This window comes from Pseudomonas sp. S30_BP2TU TE3576 (assembly GCF_050436025.1).
Classification (GTDB): domain Bacteria; phylum Pseudomonadota; class Gammaproteobacteria; order Pseudomonadales; family Pseudomonadaceae; genus Aquipseudomonas.
This window is the reverse complement of sequence record NZ_JBNDLK010000001.1, coordinates 4,624,838-4,648,463: the sequence shown is the minus strand read 5'-3', so window position 1 is coordinate 4,648,463 and position 23,626 is coordinate 4,624,838. Positions and strand designations below refer to the sequence as shown.

General features: G+C 57.8%; 24 protein-coding genes. 9 read left to right on the top strand and 15 right to left on the bottom strand.

Translation table 11 applies throughout. The features are described from left to right. Positions 1-4: 4 nt before the first annotated feature. Both ABIA48_RS21215 and ABIA48_RS21210 read left to right on the top strand, forming a co-directional pair. Positions 5-1,141 carry a radical SAM protein gene (locus ABIA48_RS21215; protein ID WP_429491100.1) on the top strand — a complete coding sequence of 379 codons (1,137 nt, stop codon included), beginning with the start codon at positions 5-7 and terminating at the stop codon, positions 1,139-1,141. Beyond that, positions 1,138-1,824: a dTMP kinase gene (locus ABIA48_RS21210; protein WP_429491098.1), complete on the top strand. Its 687-nt coding sequence runs from the start codon at positions 1,138-1,140 to the stop codon at positions 1,822-1,824. The genes ABIA48_RS21215 and ABIA48_RS21210 overlap by 4 nt, the downstream gene beginning before the upstream one ends. Positions 1,825-2,060: 236 nt before the next feature. Here ABIA48_RS21210 and ABIA48_RS21205 read toward each other — a convergent pair whose 3' ends face one another. The 3 genes from ABIA48_RS21205 to ABIA48_RS21195 all read right to left on the bottom strand — a co-directional run bounded on the left by ABIA48_RS21205 (position 2,061) and on the right by ABIA48_RS21195 (position 3,863). Beyond that, positions 2,061-2,549, bottom strand: coding sequence for a GNAT family N-acetyltransferase (locus ABIA48_RS21205; protein WP_007997779.1), 489 nt, complete (start codon positions 2,547-2,549; stop codon positions 2,061-2,063). Between the two features lie 98 nt (positions 2,550-2,647). Beyond that, positions 2,648-3,133, bottom strand: a complete 486-nt coding sequence (locus ABIA48_RS21200) for a GyrI-like domain-containing protein (RefSeq protein ID WP_429491096.1) — start codon at positions 3,131-3,133, stop codon at positions 2,648-2,650. 67 nt (positions 3,134-3,200) lie between these two features. Next, on the bottom strand, positions 3,201-3,863 hold the full coding sequence (locus ABIA48_RS21195; protein WP_310054449.1) for a LysE family translocator: 663 nt from the start codon (positions 3,861-3,863) through the stop codon (positions 3,201-3,203). 139 nt (positions 3,864-4,002) lie between these two features. Between ABIA48_RS21195 and alaC the strand changes: the two genes are divergently transcribed. Then, positions 4,003-5,217, top strand: a complete 1,215-nt coding sequence (alaC, locus tag ABIA48_RS21190) for an alanine transaminase (RefSeq protein ID WP_108228686.1) — start codon at positions 4,003-4,005, stop codon at positions 5,215-5,217. 399 nt (positions 5,218-5,616) lie between these two features. Here the strand turns inward: alaC and ABIA48_RS21185 are convergent, their stop codons facing one another. Together ABIA48_RS21185 and ABIA48_RS21180 are read right to left on the bottom strand one after the other, a co-directional pair. Next, complete coding sequence (locus ABIA48_RS21185; protein WP_108228685.1) at positions 5,617-6,969, bottom strand: GntP family permease; 1,353 nt, start codon at positions 6,967-6,969, stop codon at positions 5,617-5,619. 81 nt (positions 6,970-7,050) lie between these two features. After that, entirely contained in the window at positions 7,051-7,584 is a 534-nt protein-coding gene (locus tag ABIA48_RS21180; RefSeq protein WP_429491093.1) for a gluconokinase, read from the bottom strand. A 215-nt stretch (positions 7,585-7,799) separates the two neighbouring features. Here ABIA48_RS21180 and ABIA48_RS21175 point away from each other — a divergent pair, with 215 nt between their 5' ends. Next, positions 7,800-8,831: a LacI family DNA-binding transcriptional regulator gene (locus tag ABIA48_RS21175; protein WP_429491091.1), complete on the top strand. Its 1,032-nt coding sequence runs from the start codon at positions 7,800-7,802 to the stop codon at positions 8,829-8,831. Positions 8,832-9,023: 192 nt separating this feature from the next. Here ABIA48_RS21175 and ABIA48_RS21170 read toward each other — a convergent pair whose 3' ends face one another. Further along, positions 9,024-9,272: a DUF6124 family protein gene (locus tag ABIA48_RS21170; RefSeq protein WP_007974480.1), complete on the bottom strand. Its 249-nt coding sequence runs from the start codon at positions 9,270-9,272 to the stop codon at positions 9,024-9,026. A 411-nt stretch (positions 9,273-9,683) separates the two neighbouring features. Here ABIA48_RS21170 and ABIA48_RS21165 point away from each other — a divergent pair, with 411 nt between their 5' ends. Further along, positions 9,684-10,322 carry a glutathione S-transferase family protein gene (locus tag ABIA48_RS21165; RefSeq protein WP_429491089.1) on the top strand — a complete coding sequence of 213 codons (639 nt, stop codon included), beginning with the start codon at positions 9,684-9,686 and terminating at the stop codon, positions 10,320-10,322. Between the two features lie 160 nt (positions 10,323-10,482). Here ABIA48_RS21165 and ABIA48_RS21160 read toward each other — a convergent pair whose 3' ends face one another. From ABIA48_RS21160 to ABIA48_RS21145, 4 genes are all read right to left on the bottom strand, one after another. Then, positions 10,483-11,523: an ABC transporter substrate-binding protein gene (locus tag ABIA48_RS21160; RefSeq protein WP_429491087.1), complete on the bottom strand. Its 1,041-nt coding sequence runs from the start codon at positions 11,521-11,523 to the stop codon at positions 10,483-10,485. Then, positions 11,520-12,068: a sigma-70 family RNA polymerase sigma factor gene (locus tag ABIA48_RS21155; RefSeq protein ID WP_429491085.1), complete on the bottom strand. Its 549-nt coding sequence runs from the start codon at positions 12,066-12,068 to the stop codon at positions 11,520-11,522. The genes ABIA48_RS21160 and ABIA48_RS21155 overlap by 4 nt, the downstream gene beginning before the upstream one ends. A 239-nt stretch (positions 12,069-12,307) precedes the next feature. After that, positions 12,308-13,171, bottom strand: a complete 864-nt coding sequence (locus ABIA48_RS21150) for a phosphate/phosphite/phosphonate ABC transporter substrate-binding protein (RefSeq protein WP_429491083.1) — start codon at positions 13,169-13,171, stop codon at positions 12,308-12,310. A gap of 71 nt (positions 13,172-13,242) precedes the next feature. Next, positions 13,243-14,184, bottom strand: a complete 942-nt coding sequence (locus ABIA48_RS21145) for a fatty acid desaturase (RefSeq protein ID WP_429491081.1) — start codon at positions 14,182-14,184, stop codon at positions 13,243-13,245. Between the two features lie 329 nt (positions 14,185-14,513). Here ABIA48_RS21145 and ABIA48_RS21140 point away from each other — a divergent pair, with 329 nt between their 5' ends. Continuing rightward, positions 14,514-14,939, top strand: coding sequence for a GNAT family N-acetyltransferase (locus ABIA48_RS21140; RefSeq protein ID WP_429491079.1), 426 nt, complete (start codon positions 14,514-14,516; stop codon positions 14,937-14,939). 124 nt (positions 14,940-15,063) lie between these two features. Here the strand turns inward: ABIA48_RS21140 and def are convergent, their stop codons facing one another. Both def and ABIA48_RS21130 read right to left on the bottom strand, forming a co-directional pair. Beyond that, complete coding sequence (gene def / locus ABIA48_RS21135) at positions 15,064-15,603, bottom strand: peptide deformylase (protein ID WP_007996171.1); 540 nt, start codon at positions 15,601-15,603, stop codon at positions 15,064-15,066. A gap of 2 nt (positions 15,604-15,605) precedes the next feature. Continuing rightward, positions 15,606-16,562, bottom strand: coding sequence for a YihY/virulence factor BrkB family protein (locus tag ABIA48_RS21130; RefSeq protein ID WP_429491077.1), 957 nt, complete (start codon positions 16,560-16,562; stop codon positions 15,606-15,608). 354 nt (positions 16,563-16,916) lie between these two features. Between ABIA48_RS21130 and ABIA48_RS21125 the strand changes: the two genes are divergently transcribed. Continuing rightward, the gene (locus ABIA48_RS21125; RefSeq protein WP_007990351.1) at positions 16,917-17,294 is read left to right on the top strand and encodes a hypothetical protein; all 378 of its coding nucleotides are present in this window, start codon (positions 16,917-16,919) and stop codon (positions 17,292-17,294) included. A 163-nt stretch (positions 17,295-17,457) separates the two neighbouring features. Here ABIA48_RS21125 and fadD1 read toward each other — a convergent pair whose 3' ends face one another. Both fadD1 and fadD2 read right to left on the bottom strand, forming a co-directional pair. After that, complete coding sequence (gene fadD1, locus ABIA48_RS21120; protein WP_310054423.1) at positions 17,458-19,158, bottom strand: long-chain-fatty-acid--CoA ligase FadD1; 1,701 nt, start codon at positions 19,156-19,158, stop codon at positions 17,458-17,460. Between the two features lie 383 nt (positions 19,159-19,541). Further along, positions 19,542-21,230, bottom strand: coding sequence for a long-chain-fatty-acid--CoA ligase FadD2 (fadD2, locus tag ABIA48_RS21115; RefSeq protein ID WP_429491074.1), 1,689 nt, complete (start codon positions 21,228-21,230; stop codon positions 19,542-19,544). Between the two features lie 239 nt (positions 21,231-21,469). Here fadD2 and ABIA48_RS21110 point away from each other — a divergent pair, with 239 nt between their 5' ends. Both ABIA48_RS21110 and ABIA48_RS21105 read left to right on the top strand, forming a co-directional pair. Beyond that, on the top strand, positions 21,470-22,414 hold the full coding sequence (locus ABIA48_RS21110; RefSeq protein ID WP_429491073.1) for a lysophospholipase: 945 nt from the start codon (positions 21,470-21,472) through the stop codon (positions 22,412-22,414). 41 nt (positions 22,415-22,455) lie between these two features. Further along, entirely contained in the window at positions 22,456-22,926 is a 471-nt protein-coding gene (locus ABIA48_RS21105; RefSeq protein WP_007974451.1) for a MaoC family dehydratase, read from the top strand. A gap of 131 nt (positions 22,927-23,057) precedes the next feature. Here ABIA48_RS21105 and ABIA48_RS21100 read toward each other — a convergent pair whose 3' ends face one another. Then, the gene (locus ABIA48_RS21100) at positions 23,058-23,525 is read right to left on the bottom strand and encodes a ferritin-like domain-containing protein (RefSeq protein WP_429491071.1); all 468 of its coding nucleotides are present in this window, start codon (positions 23,523-23,525) and stop codon (positions 23,058-23,060) included. Positions 23,526-23,626: the final 101 nt, after the last annotated feature.

Sequence of the window (23,626 nt, the reverse complement as noted above, 5' to 3'; positions counted from 1 at the left end):
AACCATGCTATTAGAAATAGTAAATTTGAAACTTGAGTTACTATCTAACGGCGTTAGTTTTACCCAAGAGTTCCTAGAGTACTTTCAGACCCAAACAAATCACATTGAAAAAAGGCGAGCATATGGAATAGGTGATAGCGTCATACTTAGCTCTGACACCCGGACCCCACAGGAAATTATTCTTGGCGGTCAGATTATTGCAGCCGCCAACTATAACCCCAACTCAAACCTCAGAGTATTTTTAGCAGAAGAGACGCCATCACTAAGACACGGTAACAAAACGATAAAAATCACATTTCCGGCGAGACCACGTTCTTACGGAAGACGCTTGAGCAATGGTGAACTGCTCGAAAGAAACTTGACTGTATACGGAGATTCGACCCTCGGAATTTTCTCACCTGGTCATTGTTATTACTTCAACGATGGTCATGAATGTAAATTTTGCTCTCTGGGCCCTGCAAGAGAAAGTTTATCTGATCATAAGATGCGTGTTAAAGGTGATATAGCGGGGGAAGCAGTAGCAACAGCTATTGAAGAAGAGAACAACCGGTTCAAGAGGGTGTTATTGAATGGCGGCACAGTCCCGAATTATGACAAAGGATATTTAATGCATATAGACTTACTTGAACGAATAAAACAAAAAAACCTACAAAACGACTTAGACTATCATTTGATCTCTATGCCCCCTAAGGACTTTCGACTTTTTGAGCGATTCAAAACAGTTGGCAACAACATGTCAATGAGTCTGGAGGTATTCAACTCAGACCTATTCTCCGAAGTTTGCCCAGGCAAATCTCGTGATTTTACTCGGGATCGATTTCTTGCCGCTTTTGAAGCTGCTGTAGACGTTCTAGGTCGCGGCAATGTATACGCAGGTTTTGTAGCCGGCATGGAACCGTTAGAATCAATCATTGAAGGCATAGAGTACTTTGGAGATATGGGAGTAGTTCCTGCAGTTGCAGCGTTCCACCCTGACGCTGGCTCGCAATATTCTACAAGAGAGCGACCATCTGTGAATTTCCTGAATACACTCGGTAAAAAAATGTCAGAGATATATCGCAGAGAAGGATTTCGGCCGTTAATAGAAGGAAGTGGTAGAAACTCTCTGGACACCGAGGCTTACTTGGGAGGTTTCGCATGAAAGATACATCTCAGCCGGCAATATTTATTGCTTTTGAAGGCACGGATGGCGCCGGGAAATCCACTGTTGCAAGGGCCACATATGACAAAATTCTTAAGTCCCACGCGGCGCTACAGTACATAGACAAGAACCGTCCACCGGTATCGTCAGGTTATTCAGAGTTCCATATGTCCCGCCTTCGTGAAGTTCTTTGGGATTATCCCGACCAAGCCCCACTTGAACAACTAGGTGACAGACATTGGCTGGCCTTGATAACCGCTTGGTTTCAGGCCACAGACTATGGTGCCATAAGACCACTAGTTGACTCTGGCATGAGTTGCATCGCAGATGGTTGGTACTATAAATACCTTGCTCGCTTCCTACTTAAAAACGAAGACTTGGCTGAAGAGGCCTTAGTAGTATTCTCGACAATTAGAAAACCCGATTTCGTCATTTTTTTAGATGTGGACCCAGTTCTCGCTGCGCAGCGTAAAGAATCATTCCGACTGAGCGAGAGTGGAGCCTATGATGGAGGTAATGAAGATCGCATCCAGAGCTTCATTGAGTATCAAAATCGAGTCCGATCCAGCTACGAACGATGCGGTTTGGAAAGTTGGGTGCGGATTGATACAACCGACCTCAGTGAGGAGGCTGTACTTGATAAAGCGGTAAGCGCCGTACGGAATATACTCAACGGAATATAGTATTCACGACCCCACCTGCCCTGTGTCGGGGCGTTCCACAAGTGTTTGAATGGCCACCAGTTCGATGCATAGACCTACAACCGCTGGCTCCGGTCCGGGAAAATATTTACTAACCCTGAAACCAAGAGCCACCACTAACTCCTGCTCGCGATAGCGGACTATTCAGTCGACATATCTGTTGAATGCTACGCCGCTTTCGCGAGCAAGCCCGCTCCCACAGGGGACCTCAGTGTGGCTTACAGTTCCAGCACCATCTCATGCCACGCCATGCCGCCATGGTCGGACGCCGAGGGTTTGACGTAGGCAAAGCCGAACCCGGCGTACAACGGAATATGCCGTTCCTTGCACATCAGGTTGATGCTGACCTTGCCCATCGCGCGCATGCGTTCGATGAATTCGCCCATCAGGCGCTTGGCCAGGCCTTGGCCCTGATAGTCCGGATGCACCACCACCGACATGATCACCACGTGCGGCCCGGCCGGGTCGTGGCCGATCAGTTCCTTGAACGCCTCATCCGACATTTCCACCTGGAACGCCGCACCGGAATTGATGAAACCGGCGACGACCCCGTCCACTTCAGCCACGATAAAACCCTCGGGCCAGGTGGCGATGCGGGTGGCGATCTTCTCGCGGGTGGCGGCCTCGTCACCTTCATAGGCAACGGTTTCGATGGCAAAGCAGCGGTCCAGATCGGCAGGGGTGACGTTGCGGATGACGGTGTTCATGGCAGCTCGGGATCAGCGTGGGAAAGGCCGGGGATGATAAATCAGCCGCCGTGGGACATCGAGAGACGTATCGGCTGATTCGCCTCTCGATGCACATCTCACGCTTTGATCGGTACCCAGATCTCCAGCTTGCCGGTGTTGAGCTTGGGGTTGAAGTCTTCGCTGTAGCGTTCGAACTCCGGGGCATCCAGCGCCTGGTGTCCGGACTGTGGCAGCCAGGTGTCGAAGATGTAGCGAAAGGTCTGTGGCAAGGTGTCCAGCGCCCCCTTGTGCTCGAACACCGCGTAATACTGGGGCTGCACTTCAACCCAGCGATAGGTTTCCGGCAAGTCGTCGAGTTTGCTGATCTCGACCCCGGCGATGTAATCGAAGCCGCCCTTGCCGTCGAAATTGCAGCAGACGCCGTAAGTGACTTCGCTTTTTTGGCCCGGAATCTCGCCCAGACGCGGTTTGAGTTTCTCCCAGAGCTCGGGAATGCCTTGAATGGTTTGTTGGGTAAATGTTCCACCAAACCCTGCAATCAGCAGGAAGTGCCCGTGTTCGAAGCGCGGTTGCGTCAGTTCGACGCGTGCTAATTCATCCATGACTCGACTCCTGACACATAAAAATGGGTTCGGCTGGGAGTATAGAAGCCAAACCCGATTCGCCCAATTACAGTGCGTGCAATTGCTCGACGGCAGCGGCACCGACGAACTCGTTGTAGCCAGATAGAATCACGTAGACCGCGAAATAGCAGAAGATCGCGGCCGATGCCATGTAGGAATAACGCAGCAGCTTGTCGCCCAGCAACTTGCCGCCATGGCTTGCGGCAAAGCACAGCCCGATACACCAGAGAATCCCCGCGCAGAGAAAACCGCCGAGAAACAGCGCGGAACTGAGGGCGCCACCGCCACCGGAACGAGCGATCAGCGTACCGCCCACCGCAGCGAACCAGAGAATCGCACTGGGCGACGACATGGCCAGGAAAATCCCGCGAAAGAACTCTTTGCGATGGGAGTTGTGCCCCACCTCGGCCGATTGCGCCAGCACCGCTTCGTGGTGAATCGCCGAATAAATCATCTTCGCCGCGAAGTACACCAGCAGCGCCGAGCCACCAATCCACAACACCCAACGCACGGTTTCGTACTGCAGCAACACGGTCATGCCAGCCAGTGCCAGCACCGCGTAGATCAGATCGCCGACACAGGTCCCGAGCCCCAGCGCAAAGCCCTGGAAATAGCCGCGTTGCATGGCCAGAGTGATCATCGCGATGTTGGCCACGCCGATATCCAGGCACAGCGAAAGGCTCAGCAAGAAGCCGCTGGTAAATTCCATCGAACCCTATCCTTCGGAAAAATTTGTTTACTTTGAGGCTGGACAGTCTGCCACAGCTGCCCGTACATTCCGCCACAGGTCACCGCAGTGACCTGCGTCGCTCGGACGGTTCCGGGCGCTTACGTTATCCGAGGCAACAATGGCCGAACAAGGTTCGCCGCGCCGCTTTGCGCGCATCGATCGACTCCCCCCTTACGTTTTCAATATCACCGCCGAGCTGAAGATGGCCGCCCGTCGTCGTGGCGAAGACATCATCGACTTGAGCATGGGCAACCCCGACGGCGCCACGCCGCCGCACATTGTCGAAAAACTCGTCACTGTGGCCCAGCGCGAAGACACCCACGGCTACTCCACCTCCAAGGGCATTCCGCGCCTGCGTCGGGCGATTTCCAACTGGTACAAGGATCGCTACGAGGTCGACATCGATCCGGAAAACGAAGCCATTGTCACCATCGGTTCCAAGGAAGGCCTGGCGCACCTGATGCTGGCCACCCTGGATCAGGGCGATACCGTACTGGTACCGAACCCGAGCTACCCGATCCACATCTACGGTGCCGTGATTGCCGGCGCCCAGGTGCGGTCGGTGCCGCTGATTCCTGGCGTGGATTTCTTCGCTGAACTGGAACGCGCCATTCGCGGCTCGATCCCGAAACCGAAGATGATGATCCTCGGCTTCCCGTCCAACCCCACCGCGCAGTGCGTGGAGCTGGACTTCTTCGAGCGCGTCATTGCCCTCGCCAAGCAGTACGACGTGCTGGTGGTGCACGACCTGGCCTACGCCGACATCGTCTACGACGGCTGGAAAGCCCCGTCGATCATGCAGGTGCCGGGGGCCAAGGACATTGCGGTGGAGTTTTTCACCCTGTCCAAGAGCTACAACATGGCGGGCTGGCGCATCGGCTTCATGGTCGGCAACCCGGAACTGGTCAACGCCCTGGCGCGGATCAAGAGCTACCACGACTACGGCACCTTCACCCCGCTGCAAGTGGCGGCGATTGCGGCGCTGGAAGGCGATCAGCAATGCGTGCGCGACATCGCCGAGCAATACCGGCAGCGGCGCAACGTGCTGGTCAAGGGTTTGCACGAACTGGGCTGGATGGTGGAAAACCCGAAAGCCTCGATGTACGTCTGGGCGAAGATTCCCGAGGCCTACGCACACCTGGGCTCGCTGGAGTTCGCCAAGAAACTGCTGGCCGAAGCCAAGGTGTGTGTCTCGCCGGGCGTCGGGTTTGGCGAGTATGGCGATGATCACGTGCGCTTTGCGCTGATCGAAAACCAGGACCGGATTCGTCAGGCCGTGCGCGGGATTCGCGGGATGTTCCGGGCGGATGGGTTGGCACCAAAAACCAACTGACAACACATAACATTGTGGGAGCGGGCTTGCTCGCGAATGCGGTGTATCAAACAACATCCTGGTTGACTGACACGACGCTTTCGCGAGCAAGCCCGCTCCCACATTGGTATTGTGTTCACCCACAAAAAAACCGCATCGCTGCGGTTTTTTTGTGCCTGCCGAATCGCTTTAAACGAACAGCGACAACAACAGGATAAAGCCCAGGCCTAACTGACAACACATAACATTGTGGGAGCGGGCTTGCTCGCGAATGCGGTATATCAAACAACATCCTGGTTGACTGACACGACGCTTTCGCGAGCAAGCCCGCTCCCACATTTGTTCTATGTTCAGTCTAGAAATCGATCACCCACAAAAAAAACCGCATCGCTGCGGTTTTTTTTGTGTCTTGCGTTCGCTTTAAACGAACAACGACAACAACAGGATAAAGCCCAAGCCCACCACCGACAGGATGGTTTCCATCGCGGTCCAGGTCTTGAACGTTTCGGCCACGGTCATGTTGAAGTACTGCTTGACCAGCCAGAAACCGGCGTCGTTAACGTGAGACAGGATCAACGAACCGGCACCGGTGGCCAGCACCAGCAGCTCACGGTTCACTCCCGGAATCATCCCCACCACCGGCACCACGATGCCCGCGCCGGTAATGGTCGCCACGGTCGCCGAACCGGTTGCAATACGGATCACCGCAGCTACCAGCCAGGCCAGCAGGATCGGCGAGATCTGCGCGGCCACCGCCATGTTGCCGATCACGTTACCCACACCGCTGGTCACCAGCATCTGCTTGAAGCCACCACCGGCACCGATGATCAGGATGATTGCGGCGGTCGGCGCCAGGCTCGCATCCAGCCATTTCAGGATCTGTTGGGAACCGATGCCCTGCTTGTGGCCGAAGGTGTACAGCGACAGCAGCAACGCCAGCAGCAGCGCCGAGATCGGGTGACCGATCAGGTCCATGAAGGTGCGGAAGAAGTTGCCGTCCGGCAGCACTACGTCGGCAAAGGTCTTGAGCAACATCAGGAACACCGGCGACAGCACGGTGACCAGGGTGATGCCGAAACTCGGCAGATCGGCGGTATCCGACTCGCGCGCCAGTTGATCCACCAGCTCCTGATTCGGATGACCGGGGATGTGCTTGGCAATGAACGTACCGAAGATAGGACCGGCAATGATGGCCGTCGGCAGCGCCACGATCAGGCCGTACAGAATGGTCTTGCCGATGTCGGCACCGAACACGCCGATGGCCAGCAACGGCCCCGGGTGCGGCGGCACCAGGCCGTGTACCGCGGACAGACCCGCCAGCAGTGGAATACCAATCTTGATGATCGACACGCCGGTGCGGCGGGCCACGATGAACACCAGCGGAATCAGCAACACGAAGCCGATTTCGAAGAACAGCGGGATGCCGACCAGGAACGCGGCGAACATCATCGCCCACTGCACCTTGTCCTTGCCGAAGGCGCGGATCAACGTCTGCGCAATCTGATCCGCACCGCCCGATTCGGCCATCATTTTGCCGAGCATCGTGCCCAGCGCGAGGATGATGCCGACAAAACCGAGTACGCCACCGAAGCCGTCCTGGAACGCCTTGATGATGGTGCCGATCGGCATGCCGGAGGTCAGCCCGAGGAAAGCGGCGGCAATGGTCAGGGCAATGAACGGGTGGAACTTGAACTTGGTGATCAGGACGATAAGCCCGATCACCGTGACCACTGCATCGAGCAGCAGGAACGTCTCGTGGGACATGCCAAACATTGGGGGTGTCTCCTGGTTGTTGTTGTTATTGAAGCGGGTTAGTCAGAAGCCGAGAGGACAGCGCTATCTTTGTAAACACAGTCATACCGCCTGCTTCAGGCCGTGCGCCTGCCACCAGACATGAGCCTGCGCAGCCAGTTGCTCGACGCTATGGGTCGAAGCATCCAGCGCCAGGGTCAACGGCTCGCCTTTGGGCGATTCGAGAGTGGCGAACTGGCTGGCGATCAGGGTCGACGGCATGAAGTGGCCCGGCCGATGGGACACACGGTCGGCGGCCACTTCGGGGGTCAGCTCAAGGAACACGAAGCCCAGGCCCGGCAAGGCACTGCGCAGGCGTTCGCGGTAGATGTGTTTGAGGGCCGAACAGGTCAGCACCGGGCGCTGGCCCTTGGCGTCGACACGGCGCAATTCATCGCACAGGCTGTCGAGCCAGCCGGCACGGTCTTCATCGTTCAGGGGAATCCCCGCGCTCATCTTTTCGATATTGGCGGCAGGGTGGAAAGAGTCGCCTTCAATGGCCGTGGCGCCGCTCAGTTGGCACAGGGCCTCGCTGACGCACGTCTTGCCGCAACCGGCAACGCCCATGATGACCAGGGCGGTGATGGGATGATTCATGTAACACCTCAGCGCGCAGACAGCGCTACCTTTGCCAGTTATGACACTAGACCAAAAGCAGATATTGCCGACGCCTTTCTTGTCATTTTAAGGGTTGCAGCAGGTTAAGTCTCAACACCAAAAAGCGAGGATCAGGCGAACCCTCGCTCACGCATTTGCAGCTGCATCGAGACAGCGCTACCTTAGTGCCTTGAATTTTGTTTGGCAAGCCGTCGATGAACACAACCAAGAACGATAAAAATACCCGCACCACTGGCCGCCCTACCCTGAACGAAGTTGCCCGACTGGCCGGCGTCAGCCCGATCACCGCCTCCCGCGCCCTGCGTGGCGTCAGCACCGTAGCCACCGAACTGGTGGAAAAAGTCCAGAAAGCGGCGCTGGAACTCAACTATGTGGTCAACCCCGCCGCCCGTGCCCTGGCCTCGGCCCAGAGCCAGTCAGTGGTGGTATTGGTGCCGTCGCTGTCCAACCTGCTGTTCATCGACACCCTGGAAGCCATTCATCAGGTTTTGCGCCCCAAGGGCTTCGAAGTGCTGATCGGCAACTTCCACTACTCACGTGATGAAGAAGAAAACCTGCTGCGCAACTACATGGCCTATCAGCCGCGCGGTTTGTTGCTGACCGGTTTCGACCGCACCGAAAGTTCGCGACGAATGATCGAAGCCAGCAACATTCCCTGTGTGTACATGATGGAACTGGACAGCGCCGCCGGGCTCAACTGTGTCGGTTTCTCGCAACTGGCGGCGGGTGAAACGGCGGCCGAGCACTTGCTGTCTCGCGGCCGCAAGCGCCTGGCCTACATCGGCGCACAGCTGGACCAACGCACCTTGCTACGCGGCGAAGGCTTCCGCAAAGCCCTGCAAAAAGCCGGTTTGTATGACCCGGACCTGGAAGTATTGACGCCACGCTCTTCCTCGGTTGGCCTGGGCGGCGAGCTGTTTTTGCAACTGCTGGCCAGTCACCCCGATGTCGATGCGATCTTCTTTGGCAACGACGACCTGGCCCAGGGCGCCCTGCTCGAAGCCTTGCGCAATGGAATCAGGATTCCCCAGCAGGTGGCGATCCTCGGTTTCAACGACTTGCCCATGTCAGAACATATGGTCCCGCGCCTGAGCAGCATCAACACCCCACGAGAGGCCATTGGCCGTCGCGCGGCAGAGCAGATGCTGACACTGATGGCCGGCAATACCGTGACCAGACCGGTGCTGGACATGGGGTTTGAGTTGAAGGTGCGGGAGAGTACATAGGCACCTGCATCAATTTGGTCAGGCAAGGGATATTGTGGCGAGGGGGCTTGCCCCCGTTCGGCTGCGGAGCAGTCGTAATCCGGTTCACGGGGTTTAACTGTATGACCGCAGTGTCTGCCTTGGGGTCGCTTCGCAACCCAACGGGGGCAAGCCCCCTCGCCACAGGGAAGGCCTCTCACCTTGGCTCAATGTTCAGTCCTGCGGATCAAGGTTATCCAGCACTCGATTCACCGCCAGTTCGGCCAGCATGATGATCTGTGCAATCGCCAATGCCGTGTTGCGTTGGCTGCCTTCCAGAAACGTAGCAAAGTCATTGGTCATGACACTCGCCGAGGCCAGTGACTCGCAGGCGTGCGCCAATAGCGTTTCGTTATTGATGCCGGGTGAGATGGAGAACATCGGGCTGGGATTGCGTGGGGGGTTGGGCGTGGGTTTGAACATGACAATGCTCCTAGAGTGGTGGAGCTGCCACGATTCGCTGCTAGACGAAAATAAGGTGGCAGCCGTGCGCGGGCTAGCAGACCAGGACTCTAGAACCCGGTAGACCCGAAGGTCTTCCCGCGCACAGCCGCCATAACATGAACCGACAGGCATAAAAAACACCTGCTCACGAGTGGTGGACGCTATGCGCCTAAAGTATCCAGGCTGCTAGACCCGATCGCTGAATTTGCAGCGACACGGAACGATAGAGTCCGGATACCAGGCGCACAAGTCGGCGGATTCTGGCGTAGTTGTAGGCAAGGGTGCAAGAAACCGTAATCTGTGGAGCTCATCTGAAGCCGCCCTCCTACAGCGCCTTCCTACATGCCACCACCTACAATTGCCTGTATGCCATTCTCGCTGGAGCAGACCATGGAACATGCACTGAAGATTCTCGGCAAAGCTTCATCCATCAACGTCAGAAAGGTCCTGTGGACCTGCGAGGAACTGGGCATAACCTACGAGCGCGAGGACTGGGGCAGCGGCTTTGCCTCGACCCACAGCCCGGAGTTCCTTCGGTTCAATCCCAACGCGCAGGTGCCGGTGATCATCGATGAATCCGGGGTGTTATGGGAGTCCAATACCATCTGCCGCTACCTGGCCGGCAAACACCATCACCATCATAGCGAGCTGCTGCCTACCGAACCCGCCGCCCGCGCTCGGGTGGAACAGTGGATGGATTGGCAAGCCACCGAGCTCAATCCGTCCTGGAGATACCCGTTCATGGCACTGGTGCGCAAGGACCCGGAATTCCAGGACCCGCATAGCCTGGAAGTCGGCATACGTGGCTGGAACCAGAAAATGGGCATCCTCGAACATCAACTCGCGACCACCAAGGCCTATGTCGCCGGACCACGGTTTACCCTGGCCGACATCGTCATCGGCCTGTCGGTCAACCGCTGGCTGATGACGCCCATCGAGCGTCCGGACTACCCCGCCGTCGATGAGTATTTCAAACGCCTGGCGCAACACCCTGGTTTCCTGAAGCATTGCTGCAACGGCTTGCCTTGAATGGCCGCCTCGCACTAACCGCCACACAATGAAAGGGGGCCCTAATGCCAGTCAAGTCGCGACACCCTTTGTAGCAGCTGCCTCGCGGGCTCGGCAGCTGCTACAGATCGCATTAGCGCTTAACTGACTGGCATTAGGGACCCTTTTTCATTTGCCACGACTAGTTCAGTTGCAACGTCGAATTGAACTGGCTGATCGCTTCCACCCTGGAAGCCACCTCCCCCGGCACCCAGCCCTTCCACACCTGCGGCTGATCACGCAAAAACGCTTCGGCGACTTCCCTGGGTTTTTGTCGTTTTTCGCTCATCTGGCCCAAGGTCTGGTTCAGCAAATCAATCGGCAAATCAACTTTTTCGAAGAACGTCACCAGCTCCGGATATTGCACCTTGAACGGTGCCGACACGCCGATGGCCAGGCTGGCCGGCATCGAGCGCGTGCCTTTGGGGTTCGTGTTGTTGGCGTCGGCCAGGGTTTTCCAGGCTTCGGCGTCGAACGGCGGCTCGTCGAGTTTCACCAGTTTGAAGCGCCCCAGCAGCGGCGTCGGCGACCAGTAGTAGAACAGCACCGGTTTGCCACGGCGGATCGACGACGCCACCTCTGCATCCAGCGCCGCGCCGGAACCGGTGCGGAAATTGACGAAGCTTTCGGTCAGGTCGTAGGCCTTGAGTTTCTGGCTGTTGACGATCTCCGAGGTCCAGCCAGTCGGGCTGTTGAGGAAACGTCCGCGGCTCGGGTCTTCGGGGTCGCGGAACACATCCTTGTACTTCGCCAGGTCGGCGACGGATTTAAGCTCAGGAGCCAAAGGTTTGATGCCACGCTCAGGATCGCCCTTGATCACGTACTCCGGCACCCACCAACCTTCAGTGGCGCCTTTGACCGTATCGCCAAGGCCGAACACCTTGCCCTCGGCGGCGGCCTTGACCCACGCCGGACTGCGCCCGGCCCACTCTTCACCAATGACCTGGATATCGTTTTTGGCCAGCGCCGCTTCCAGGCTGACGGTGCTGCCCGGCAGCGTGTCGGTCGGGTAGCCATAACCTTTTTCAACGATCAGGCGCAGGATTTCGGTGATGAGGCTACCGCTTTCCCAAGTGATGTCGCCAAAGTGGATAGGTGTCGTTTTTTCCGTGGCCGATGCCGGGTGGGACAACAGGCTCAGGGCCAGCAGCGAACAGCCGAGCAGGGTTTTGATCGATCTCATGCGGACCTCTTGTTCTGGTGTGGACGGTTCAGGGATTGATTGGCGCTGTGCCGGTTGCACAGGGCCTGGGAACGGGTCATGTAGTCGCTGACCGAACGCAGCGAGATGCCCAGCGCAGCGGCAATTTGCGGATAGGTCAGGCCGTCGATCCGCGACAGCAGGAAGGTCGAGCGCACTTTGCCGGGCAGCCGCTGAAGACTGCGATCCACACGGCTCAGGGTCTGGGACAACTGAGCCAGTACCTCCGGCGATTCGGCGTGGATCGTCTCGGCCTGTTGCAGTTGCTGAAGATGCCGGCGCTCCAGATCACCTCGACGCCAACGCTGATAGAGCAGGCGCCGGGCGATGGTGGTAAGCAAGGCACGGGGTTCACGGATGGCCGTCAGGCCAGGGGCTTCGAGCAATTGCACGAAGGTTTCGCAGGCAATGTCCTCGACGCCGGCGGTATCGTTCAGAGATTGACGCAGGCGTGTGCAGAGCCAGTGGTAGTGAGCGCGGAACAGTCCGTCCACGTGTTTGCGATGAAGAATATCGGCGCCGGACATAGGGGCTCCTGGGTTAGGGGTCGCTGAATGTCCGGTGGTCCGGTGAGGCGAATCCTAGCAAGGAGCCTTATTCATTAATAATACTTAAAACTTATTTTTATATTCCTATTAAGAATTAAAGATCACTTGCGCCTGACAGCCCGTCATCGCGGGCAAGCCCACTCCCACAGGGTTTCGGTGTACCTGTGGGAGCGTGGCTTGCCCGCGAAAAATGGACCTGTCGACCCGACATTTGCGCCCTATCGCAAATCTCCATACCCCAGCATCTCGGCCTCACGCTGATAATCGAGCACAACCTGATAGTCGCTTTCGCTAGCCGGCAGTACCTCTGGCAACCCGAGGATTTCGGCGACGTCAGGCAATTCGCACAATGCCTGATTCATCGCCTGCAATAGCGCTTCAGCCTGCTGATCGCTGACGGTGGCTGCCGTGATGTAGGGCAACGTCGGACTCAATGCACTGCGAGCAATCACGCGCAAACCGGCCACTTCCTCCTCGGCGTATCGGGCCAGACAGGCAAATGTCACGCTGTCGATGGCCGCCAGATCAGCAAGGCCTTCGCGCAACCAGCGCAGGCTTTCGCGATGACTACCGCTGATGCCAACCTGAACAAAAAACTGCCCCTCACGTTGCAACGGCGCCAACCGGTGGCGCAGCAGGTTCATGCCGCTGTTGGAGTCATGGCTATTGATCACGCCTCGGCTGCCGCGAAAATCCGCCAGGGTTCGCCGTGCATCATCAATACGCCCCAGAATCAGGCTGCAATGATTGCCTCCGCTACTGTCCGAAAGCTCATATCGAGGGCGGCCCAGCACACGGACCTTGCCGCGCAATGCCGTCATCAGCGGATAACCGCAGGTTTGTGTGAGCAGCAAGTGCGGCGACAGCCACAGGTCCGGCAGTGACAGGCCTGCAGCATTACGACGGGAGTCGCCCAGGTGCCCGAGGATTCGCGCCAGCCAGCGCTCGTTGGCCTGGCGGATAGGCTCGGGGGCGACGTACATCAGTAGTTCGGCGATGTGTTGAGGCATCAGGATATTCCAATACGACAGTGTTCCCTGTGGGAGCGGGCTTGCTCGCGAATGCGGTGTGTCATTCAACATTGATGCTGGCAGAGACGACGCCTTCGCGAGCAAGCCCGCTCCCACAGGGGGGGAAGGCGTGTGGCAAAAAATCAGTGAAACGGATGCCGCGGACTGTCGATCGCCCTCACCCCATACTCACGCCACAACTGGCCATAACCCTGCACCAAAAATCCACCACTGCGCGCCAGCCATTGCTCGCGGCGGGCCCGATAGGCGCGGGGCAAGTCGTACCAGGGCAGCCCCGGCAAATCGTGGTGCACCAAATGCAGATTGAGGTTGAGGAACAGCCAGCGCCACGGCCAGGCCGCTTCATTGAGCACGGTACGCTGCTCCGGCGCCGCATGAGGTCGATGTTCATAGTAGGAGCGAATCATCGCAATCGACAGCGCCGGTACGCTGACCAGCAACAGGTAATGCCACACCGGCAACACGCTGTAGCGCGCGATGAACAGCAGCATCGACAGGGTCAAGGCGCCATGGCTGAGCCACATCAACCAGGCCTGGCGCTCGCCGCTTTTCAGGCGTTGCAGTTCCTCCCGGGCCAGCGTCAGCAAGGCGATTGGCGCACCGAGCAGAAAGCGCCCGAGCACGGTTTTGTTCAACCAGTGCAGGCCTTGTTCGAACAACGAACTGCCCTGCCACTGCTCGGCATTCAGGTAACGGCTTTCCGGATCGCGACCGGGGATGGTCAGGTCTTCATCGCGGTGATGCAGCAAATGGCTGTCGCGATACAAGGTGTAGGGATACCAGACGGCAAACGGTGCGTAGCCGAGGATTTTGTTCAACAGCGGCCAGCGGGTCGGATGACCGTGCAGCAGTTCGTGCTGCACCGACAGCCACAACACCACCACGGGAATCAGCAACAACGTGCTCAACCACAGACCCAATGAATCACTGGCCAGAACAAGGGCGAACCACGCGCTGTACACGCCCATCAACAGCAACCAGGTCGGCCACTCGGTGCGGGCAGTGACGCGTTGGCGCAGGGTTTCGATTTCTTCTCGGTGGGCTGCATCGAAATAGTGAGGCATGGCATTGCTCGGATCGGGGACCAATCCTCTTCTGTGCAACGACGCCCGGATTTCTTGCAGATTATTTTCAATGTGATCGCTCCCGCATTGCGCGGGAGCGATCGGTCAACGCAGGCTCAATGCCCGAACACATTGACCTTTTTGGCTTTCTTGTCGGCGCGCTTTTCGATAGCGGTTTTCGCCGGCTTTTTCTTGTCTGCTTTCTTTGAATCCAGACCTTTGGACATGATGCGTACTCCACTCATGGGGATGTGAGATCAGGTATACACCTATCCCGGCGCGTGCGTTCTTTTATAATCGCCCGCTTTGCACACCGACTGTCCGAGACCATGCCCGATACCCAATTCACCCTGCTCGACGAGCCGTTATGGCCATTGATGAACAAATTCTACCGCGCTCACCAATCGTCGATGAAAGCCGTGCGGGACGCGCAGCTGTGGGTGGCCCGGCGTGACCAGATAGTTGCCGCGCTGTGTTTGCGTCCGGTGTCCGGCGGGCATTGGCTGACCGGATTGTTTGTCGATCCGGGGTGTCGCGAACAAGGGCTTGCCGCCGGGTTGATAGCGGCCGCGGTGAAGGATTGCAAACTGCCGGTGTGGTTGTTCTGTCATCCGGACTTGCGGGGGTTTTATGAGCGGCGCGGGTTTACTTTCGATCCGCCGATGCCTTACGCGATGGTTGAACGGTTGAGCCGGTATGCCCGCAGCAAGCCGATGATTGCGATGGGGTTGGAGCCAAGCCAACTGACTCAATAAAACCTGATGGAGATCCAATGTGGGAGCGGGCTTGCTCGCGAAAGCGGTTTAACAGTCAAAACTGATGGAGACTGACACACCGCTTTCGCGAGCAAGCCCGCTCCCACAGGGTTTTGCGGTGGCTTTAATCGTCGGCGTTGGGGTCCAGATCCGGGAACATCACTTCGGTGAAGCCGAACTTGCTGAAGTCGGTAATGCGCGACGGGTACAAGCGGCCGATCAGGTGATCGCACTCATGCTGCACCACCCGTGCGTGAAACCCCGAAGCAATACGCACGATGGGTTCACCCTTGGGGTCGACGCCTTCGTAGCGAATCTGCTGGTAACGCTGCACCGCGCCGCGCAGGCCGGGCACAGACAAACAGCCTTCGAAACCCTCTTCCAGGGTCGGGCTCAACGGTGTGATCAACGGGTTGATCAGGATCGTCTGCGGCACGGCCTCGGCATCCGGATAACGCTCGCTGTGCTCGAAACCGAAGATCACCAGTTGCAGGTCGACACCGATCTGCGGAGCCGCCAGGCCAACGCCCCCCACACTTTCCATGGTCTGGAACATGTCATCGATCAGTTGCCACAGCTCGGGGCTGTCGAACATCTCGGCCGGCACTGGCGGGGCAACGCGCAGCAGGCGCTCATCGCCCATTTTCAGAATTTCACGAATCATGATCAGGTTTCGTCAATGGTCGGTTTGTGTGAGTGATCGCGGCCCAGTCCCGACACGTGGTGTTTTTCCTCATGGACGGGACCATGCTCGCCAGCCACTTTTTCGCCAGGGTCCTTGCCGTCTCGCGACATGTGCTCGATCACCGCATTCATCTCCGCGCCGAGCAGCAGCACGGCGGCGGAAATGTAGAAGTACAGCAATAGCACAATGATCGCACCGATACTGCCATACATGGCGTTGTAGTTGGCGAACTCCTTGACGTACAAGCCGAAGCCCAGGGACGCGATGATCCACACCACCACCGCCAGCACAGAGCCTGGGGTGATGAAGCGAAACTCCTGTTTGACGTCAGGCATGACGTAGTAGATCAACGCCACCGCCACCATCAGCAGAATCACGATCACCGGCCAGCGCGCGATGGTCCAGAGCGTGACGATGAAGTACTCAAGGCCGACTTGCGCGGCGATCCACTCCATCACCTGCGGCCCGAGCACCATCAGCGCGGCAGCGATCAGCAGCATGCCGGCAATGCCGAAGGTGTAGATGATCGACAACGGAAAGCGTTTCCACAGCGGGCGCCCTTCAACCACGTCGTAGGCAGCATTCATCGCGCTCATCATCAGCCGCACACCGGCGGAGGCGGTATACAGCGCAATCACGATACCCACTGACAGCAAGCCGCCTTTGGATTGCTGCAACTGGTCGATCACCGGGTTGACCTGCTCCAGTGCCTGGGGCGGCAATACAAGTTCCGATTGCAGGCGCAGCCAGGAGAAGAAATCGGGCAGATGCAGGAAGCCGATCAGGGCGATCAGAAACAGAATGAACGGAAACAGTGAAAACAGCATTTGATAGGCGAGCGCCGAGGCATAGGTCGACATTTCGTCGGCGATGAACTCGGTGACCGTGCGCATCATCACACGGTGCAGGGGCAAGCCTCTCATGTCCGGAAAAATCATTAGCGTCTCCATTCGCCGCATACGCATTTGGGTTGAAGTCGTGGCGACTCAGGGGCCGTTTTCTTCATCAAGGTAGCCCACTTGGCGACTTTGAAACAATTTCAGTGTGCAAGTTCAGGCTGACACAAAAACGGCCATTTGAAGATGGCCGCTTCTTCTTTTCATTAAAGACATTTCAATGGAGGAAAGTCGTTACACAAGGTTGACCGGGGGCTTTTGCAGGGCGTTTCATTTATTTTCACCACGACATTTCATCGTTCAGTGCAGGTTGCGCTTTATGTTTGCCCGGCAACCCCTGAGAATGCGCAACACATTCAGGCCACGGCGCTGAAGATCCAATCCCGTAGGAACGTTATGAAACTCGATAAAAAGCAGGCCATTGCCCGCAGAAACCAGGAACTCGGCGGTGCTGTGCTTGGCGTCAACAACTGCCACTTCACCGAATTGAACCGCAACCGCAACATCTGGTGGTTCGACATCCCGGTAGCGCGCCTGGCCGTGGGTCAGTACGAGTGGATTCACCTGCTGATGCACACGCCGGACACCGACGAACTGCTGCACCTGAAAGTGCCGACCGTGTTCCTGCGCGAGAAGCTCGAAGGCCTGGTGGTGCGCAACCAGGGCAAACGCAAAGCCGCCCTGAGCCTGGAATTGAGCGCCGACAAGGACTCGTACCTGCAAGACATGCGCCCGGCGGGCACCAACGTCAACTTCGCGCCGTTTCGCCAATAAAAGCAAAAGCTTCGCGAGCAAGCCCGCTCCCACATTTGATCGCATTCCTTCTGAAGGAACCCGGTTAAACGTGGGAGCGGGCTTGCTCGCGAAAGCGGTCTGACAGGCACCACTGAGCTTACAGACAAACAAAAAGCCCCGCATCTGCGGGGCTTTTTGTTGATTACGCGGTGGCTTTCTTTGCGTTGATCTTCTTCAGCTCCTCATCGCGCAATTCACGACGCAGGATCTTGCCGACGTTGGTGGTCGGCAGTGCATCGCGGAATTCCACCGAACGCGGGACCTTGTAGCCGGTGACGTTGGCGCGCATGTGCTCCATCACCTGTTCCTTGGTCAGGGTCACGCCCGGCTTGGCAACGATGAAAATCTTGATCGCCTCGCCCGACTTCTCGTCCGGTACACCGATGGCCGCGCATTGCAGCACGCCCGGCAGAGTGGCCAGCACATCTTCGAGTTCGTTCGGGTAGACGTTGAAACCGGACACCAGAATCATGTCTTTCTTGCGATCGACAATGCGCATGTAGCCGTCAGGCTGGATCAGCGCGATGTCACCGGTCTTCAACCAGCCTTCGCTGTCGAGGATTTCATCGGTGGCTTCCTGGCGCTGCCAGTAACCCTTCATGACTTGCGGGCCCTTCACGCACAGTTCGCCGATTTCGCCCATCGGTTGTTCGACACCGGCATCGTTGATGATTTTGCACAGGGTCGACGGCACCGGAATGCCGATGGTGCCGATCTGGATGTTCTGGATCGGGTTGACCGTGGCCACCGGGCTGGTTTCGGTCATGCCGTAGCCTTCGCAGATGGCGCAACCGGTCACCGCTTTCCAGCGTTCGGCCGCCGCCAGTTGCAGGGCCATACCGCCCGACAAGGTGACTTTCAGCGCGGAGAAGTCCAGCTTGCGGAAGCCTTCGTTGTTGCACAGGGCCACGAACAGCGTGTTCAGGCCGACGAAACCACTGAACTTCCACTTCGACAGTTCCTTGACCATCGCCGGCAGGTCACGCGGGTTACTGATCAGGATGTTGTGGTTGCCGATCAGCATCATCGCCATGCAGTGAAAAGTGAACGCATAGATGTGGTACAGCGGCAGCGGTGTGATCAGGATTTCGCAACCTTCATTGAGGTTGGACCCCATCAGCGCCTTGCACTGCAGCATGTTCGCCACCAGGTTGCGGTGGGTCAGCATCGCGCCCTTGGCCACACCGGTGGTGCCGCCGGTGTATTGCAGCACCGCGACATCGCTGCTGGCCGGATTGGCTTCCGCCACTGGCTGGCCCAGGCCTTTGCTCAGCACGTCGTTGAACTTGACGGCTTTTGGCAAGTGATAGGCCGGCACCATCTTCTTCACGTACTTGATGACGCTGTTGATCAGCAGGCGCTTGAGCGGCGGCAGCAGGTCGGCGACTTCGGTGACGATCACGTGCTTGACGCCGGTTTTCGGCACCACGGTTTCCGCCAGGTGCGCCATGTTGGCCAGGCAGACCAGGGCTTTGGCACCGGAGTCGTTGAACTGGTGTTCCATTTCCCGTGCGGTGTACAGCGGGTTGGTGTTGACCACGATCAACCCGGCGCGGATGGCGCCGAAGACGGCAACCGGGTACTGCAACACATTGGGCAGTTGCACGGCGATTCGATCGCCTGGCTGCAAATCGGTATGCTGTTGCAGGTAAGCGGCAAACGCACCGGACAATTCGTACAGCTCACCGTAGGTGAGTGTCTTGCCCAGGTTGCTGAATGCCGGCTTGTTGGCGAAGCGTTGGCAGGATTGCTTCAACACTGCCTGAATATTCGGATACTCGTCTGGATTGATGTCGGCAGCAATCCCAGCTGGGTACTTATCCTTCCAAAAGTCTTCGATCATGGAAGCCCACTCCTCAGCAACGCGAATTCAGCACCGCATTTGATGCGATTATTATTGGTGTTTGGCCATTGGTGAATCTGGCTGATAGAAGGCCGAGAAGTCACAAAGCGCGCCGAGAGTAGCAGCTTTGCCAAGGGTCGACTAGAGCCAAAAACGGCCTCTACGGTCACTTTTGTGACTCAAGACTTATAAGCAGTCATTTTAGAGCAAAAAACCTATAAGGCTCTGAAACCCACGAAAACCGGGGCTTTAGCGTCCGCCGAAAAGCTTCGCGGGCAAGCCCGCTCCCACAGGATTCGCATCGTTCACATCCATTGTGTACGACACGAACTCTGTGGGAGCGGGCTTGCCCGCGAACCGCGCGAAGCGCGGCCATTCACCGATCAGGCGATATCACGCAACTCCCGCCGCAGGATCTTGCCCACCGGTGTCATTGGCAACGACTCACGCAGCACGATGTGCTTCGGCACTTTGTACGCGGTGAAGTTCTCCTTGCAGTAAGCCTTCAACTCTTCAAGGCTGATGCCCGCTTCACGGGCCACCACGAACAGCTTCACCGCCTCCCCCGACCGCTCGTCGGGCACACCGATGACCGCACAGTTGGCGACTTTCGGGTGAGCCATCACCACGTCTTCGATCTCGTTCGGGTACACGTTGAAGCCCGAGACAATGATCATGTCCTTCTTGCGGTCAACGATGCGCACGAAACCGTCCGGGTCGATCACGGCAATGTCACCGGACTTGAACCAGCCCTCGGCATCCAGCACCTCGGCCGTGGCATCGGGCTTCTGCCAGTAGCCCTTCATGATCTGCGGGCCTTTGATGCACAACTCGCCGCGCTCACCCAGTGGTTGTTCGACACCGTCATCGCTGATGACTTTCAGCGTGGTGCCCGGCACCGGCAGGCCGACCGTGCCGATCCGCGACCGGTTGCCGTAGGGGTTGGTACAGGCCACCGGCGAAGTTTCGGTCAGGCCGTAACCTTCGGTGATGCGGCATCCGGTCAATTGCTCCCAGCGCTCGGCGGTGGCCTTGACCAACGCGGTGCCGCCGGAGTTGGTGAGCTTGAGGCTGGAGAAATCCAGGGTCTTGAAATCCGGGTGATCCATCAGCGCGACGAACAGCGTGTTGAGCCCCAGCAGCGCCGAGAAGCGCCAGTTCTTCAGTTCCTTGATGAAGCCGCCGATGTCCCGCGGATTGGTGATCAGCACGTTGTGGTTGCCCGTCACCATCATGCACATGCAGTTCGCGGTGAAGGCATAGATGTGGTACAGCGGCAGCGGCGCGATCATCACCTCCTGCCCTTCGCGCAACAACGGCTGGCCGTCACTTCCATGCTGACTGAGACAAGCCCGCGCTTGCTGCATGTTCGCCACCAGGTTGCCGTGAGTCAGCATCGCGCCCTTGGCCAGACCGGTGGTGCCGCCGGTGTATTGCAGCACGGCGATGTCGTCGAGGCCGACGTTCAGCGGCTTGATTCCCAGGCCCCGGCCCATGCGCAGCGCGCTCTTGAAGGAAACAGCCTGGGGCAAGGAATAGTCCGGGACCATTTTCTTGACCTTGCTCACCACAGTGTTGACCAGCCAACCCTTGGCGGCGGGCATCAGGTCGCCCATCTTCGTTTCGATCAGGTACTGGATATCGGTGTCGGGCAGCACTTCCTGGACTTTCTGCCCGAACACGTTCAGGTACACCAGCGCCCGGGCGCCGGAGTCCTTGAACTGATGACGCATTTCCCGCGCGGTGTACAGCGGGTTGGTGTTGACCACGATCAGCCCGGCGCGCAAGGCGCCGAACACGGCAATCGGGTAATGCAGGACGTTGGGCATCTGCACCGCGATGCGGTCCCCCGGCACCAGGTCGGTGTGGGCTTGCAGGTAACCGGCGAAGGCGGCGCTGTGGCGTTCCAGCTCGGCGTAGGTCAGGGTGATGCCCATGTTGCTGAACGCGGGGCGGTCAGCAAACTTCTTGCAGGAACGCTCGAACACCTCGATCACCGACTTGTAGGCCCCAAGGTCGATATTCAGGGGGACGCCGGCCGGGCGTTTGTCATTCCAGAAATCAGGTTGCATTGTTCTTGTCCTCTTTACCTGAATCTATCCGGGGCCACTTTTCTGTCATTTCTCTCTGATCCCTCAAAGGCAGAAAGCGAAAAGCGGAGCTTCACGGACACTAGCAGCTATGGCGATTCAGGCAAATATGCCAAAAGCCGTCATTGATCGTGTGAATCTACCTGCCTTGCTGCGGGCTGATCAGACGCGTGCAACGGGATGCGCTATACAATGCAACGACTCAGTGCAAAGGAACCGCCATGATCCATGACACTTTCTGGCTGACCACGAGCGACCACAGCCGCCTCTTCGTCAACCAGTGGCTTCCCGAGGGCAGCCTCAAGGCAATGATTCTGCTGGCCCACGGCATGGCCGAACACAGCGGTCGCTATGGCGCCCTTGCGGAAAAACTCTGTGATCAGGGCTATGGGGTGTGCGCGCCAGACCTGCGTGGACATGGCAAAACTGCCGAAAACGGGACCCTCGGGCATTTCGCCGATGACGACGGCTGGTGCAAGGTCGTCAGCGACCTGGCGTGCCTCAACCAGCACATCGGCCAGCAGTACCCTGGCGTACCGATCTTGCTGCTCGGCCACAGCATGGGCAGTTACATCGTCCAGGCCTATCTGCTGCACCACAGTGCCAGCCTGCACGGGGCAATCCTCAGTGGCTCGAACTTCCAGCCAGTGGCGCTTTATCGCGCGGCACGGCAGATCGCCCGTTTCGAACGCCTGCGCCAGGGCGGCAAAGGACGAAGCGCATTGATCGAATGGCTGTCGTTCGGCTCGTTCAACAACAAATTCAAACCGGCCCGCACGCCGTTCGACTGGCTCAGCCGCGACCCGGCGCAGGTCGATCTGTATGTCAACGACCCACTCTGCGGCTTTCGCTGCACCAATCAACTGTGGATCGATCTGCTCGGCGGGTTGCAGCAAATCAGCAAAGCGTCCAATCTCGCGCAGATCGATCCGGGCCTGCCACTGCTGGTGATTGGTGGTGAATGTGATCCGGTGAGCGAAGGCAAACGTCTGAAGGATCTGGCCGACGCGCTGCGAGCAGCCGGCAACCAGCACCTGCAATTGACCGTTTACCCGCAGGCGCGGCACGAACTGTTCAACGAGAGCAACCGCGATGAAGTCATCGCCAATGTGCTGAACTGGATCGCACAAGCCTTGAGCGCCCCTCGGCCGCACCGATCCGAATAGTTTTTTGTGAATTTTTTAATTCGTCACAGGAATTGAGACAGATGACCCAGGTTACCAACACCCCTTACGAAGCCCTCGAAGTCGGCCAGACCGCCAGTTTCAGCAAGACCGTCGAAGAGCGCGACATCCAGTTGTTCGCCGCGATGTCCGGCGATCACAACCCGGTGCACCTGGACGCCGAATACGCCGCCAGCACCATGTTCAAGGAACGCATCGCCCACGGCATGTTCAGCGGCGCGTTGATCAGCGCGGCGGTCGCCTGCGAATTGCCTGGACCGGGCACCATCTACATCGGCCAGCAAATGAGCTTTCAGAAGCCGGTAAAGATCGGCGACACCCTGACCGTGCGCCTGGAAATTCTGGAAAAACTGCCGAAGTTTCGCGTGCGCATTGCCACTCGCGTGTTCAACCAGCGCGATGAGCTGGTGGTGGACGGCGAGGCTGAAATCCTCGCGCCACGCAAGCAACAGAGCGTGACTTTGACCGAACTGCCAGCCATCAGCATCGGTTGATCAACGCGGGGCAAAAAACAAACCATGTGGGAGCGGGCTTGCTCGCGAAGGCGGCGTGTCAGTCACTCTTAATGGTGACTGGCAGATCGCTTTCGCGAGCAAGCCCGCTCCCACAATTGTTTCAGTCTGGATTACGAGCGTGCACGCGCCTGGTTACGCAGGGCTTTTACCTGATCGTGATTACGCTGCACGCCGTGGTACTGACGCTCAACCAGGTCACGAATGCCCACCAGGTTGTGCTTGTTGATTTTCTCCATGGCGTCGCGGTAAGCCTTCAATGCATGGTCCTCACCACGCTCGGCTTCATTGAGTACGGACTCCTCGCCCTTGCCGGTGAGCATCGACTTCACGTCGACCCAACGACGGTGCAGGTCGCCGCTGACACTGGTGGAGGTTTGCGGATCGCCCCCCATCGAACGCACGGCAGACTGCAATTGCTCAGCGGCCGCACCACAATCAGCCGAACGCTTGATAAACAGGCTTTTGAGTTCAGGGTGCTTGATGTCTTCAGCACAAGTCTTGAACCCGGCCTGACCGTCCTTGCTGGTTTCAATCAGGTCGTTGAGTACAGAAATCGCTTCTTTGTTCATATCGGTCATTTTTCAACTCCTTGCGGTGGATGAAAGGTGCAATGACCGTTGCACCCTGCATGCCAGCGTGGAACTGTTTATCTATTCGTTATTTTTCAAACAGTTATAAA

Bases quoted from the DNA above. Each gene is read 5' to 3' on its own strand.
- ABIA48_RS21140 (WP_429491079.1), top strand. From the start codon at position 14,514: ATGCCCGATACCCAATTCACCCTGCTCGACGAGCCGTTATGGCCATTG.
- fadD2 (WP_429491074.1), bottom strand. From the start codon at position 21,230: ATGCAACCTGATTTCTGGAATGACAAACGCCCGGCCGGCGTCCCCCTG.
- ABIA48_RS21160 (WP_429491087.1), bottom strand. From the start codon at position 11,523: ATGAGATCGATCAAAACCCTGCTCGGCTGTTCGCTGCTGGCCCTGAGC.
- ABIA48_RS21195 (WP_310054449.1), bottom strand. From the start codon at position 3,863: ATGGAATTTACCAGCGGCTTCTTGCTGAGCCTTTCGCTGTGCCTGGAT.
- ABIA48_RS21130 (WP_429491077.1), bottom strand. From the start codon at position 16,562: ATGATTTTTCCGGACATGAGAGGCTTGCCCCTGCACCGTGTGATGATG.
- fadD1 (WP_310054423.1), bottom strand. From the start codon at position 19,158: ATGATCGAAGACTTTTGGAAGGATAAGTACCCAGCTGGGATTGCTGCC.
- ABIA48_RS21155 (WP_429491085.1), bottom strand. From the start codon at position 12,068: ATGTCCGGCGCCGATATTCTTCATCGCAAACACGTGGACGGACTGTTC.
- ABIA48_RS21105 (WP_007974451.1), top strand. From the start codon at position 22,456: ATGACCCAGGTTACCAACACCCCTTACGAAGCCCTCGAAGTCGGCCAG.
- ABIA48_RS21165 (WP_429491089.1), top strand. From the start codon at position 9,684: ATGGAACATGCACTGAAGATTCTCGGCAAAGCTTCATCCATCAACGTC.
- alaC (WP_108228686.1), top strand. From the start codon at position 4,003: ATGGCCGAACAAGGTTCGCCGCGCCGCTTTGCGCGCATCGATCGACTC.
- ABIA48_RS21170 (WP_007974480.1), bottom strand. From the start codon at position 9,272: ATGTTCAAACCCACGCCCAACCCCCCACGCAATCCCAGCCCGATGTTC.
- ABIA48_RS21125 (WP_007990351.1), top strand. From the start codon at position 16,917: ATGAAACTCGATAAAAAGCAGGCCATTGCCCGCAGAAACCAGGAACTC.
- ABIA48_RS21100 (WP_429491071.1), bottom strand. From the start codon at position 23,525: ATGACCGATATGAACAAAGAAGCGATTTCTGTACTCAACGACCTGATT.
- ABIA48_RS21175 (WP_429491091.1), top strand. From the start codon at position 7,800: ATGAACACAACCAAGAACGATAAAAATACCCGCACCACTGGCCGCCCT.
- def (WP_007996171.1), bottom strand. From the start codon at position 15,603: ATGATTCGTGAAATTCTGAAAATGGGCGATGAGCGCCTGCTGCGCGTT.
- ABIA48_RS21185 (WP_108228685.1), bottom strand. From the start codon at position 6,969: ATGTTTGGCATGTCCCACGAGACGTTCCTGCTGCTCGATGCAGTGGTC.
- ABIA48_RS21150 (WP_429491083.1), bottom strand. From the start codon at position 13,171: ATGTTGAATGACACACCGCATTCGCGAGCAAGCCCGCTCCCACAGGGA.
- ABIA48_RS21200 (WP_429491096.1), bottom strand. From the start codon at position 3,133: ATGGATGAATTAGCACGCGTCGAACTGACGCAACCGCGCTTCGAACAC.
- ABIA48_RS21210 (WP_429491098.1), top strand. From the start codon at position 1,138: ATGAAAGATACATCTCAGCCGGCAATATTTATTGCTTTTGAAGGCACG.
- ABIA48_RS21180 (WP_429491093.1), bottom strand. From the start codon at position 7,584: ATGAATCATCCCATCACCGCCCTGGTCATCATGGGCGTTGCCGGTTGC.
- ABIA48_RS21205 (WP_007997779.1), bottom strand. From the start codon at position 2,549: ATGAACACCGTCATCCGCAACGTCACCCCTGCCGATCTGGACCGCTGC.
- ABIA48_RS21145 (WP_429491081.1), bottom strand. From the start codon at position 14,184: ATGCCTCACTATTTCGATGCAGCCCACCGAGAAGAAATCGAAACCCTG.
- ABIA48_RS21215 (WP_429491100.1), top strand. From the start codon at position 5: ATGCTATTAGAAATAGTAAATTTGAAACTTGAGTTACTATCTAACGGC.
- ABIA48_RS21110 (WP_429491073.1), top strand. From the start codon at position 21,470: ATGATCCATGACACTTTCTGGCTGACCACGAGCGACCACAGCCGCCTC.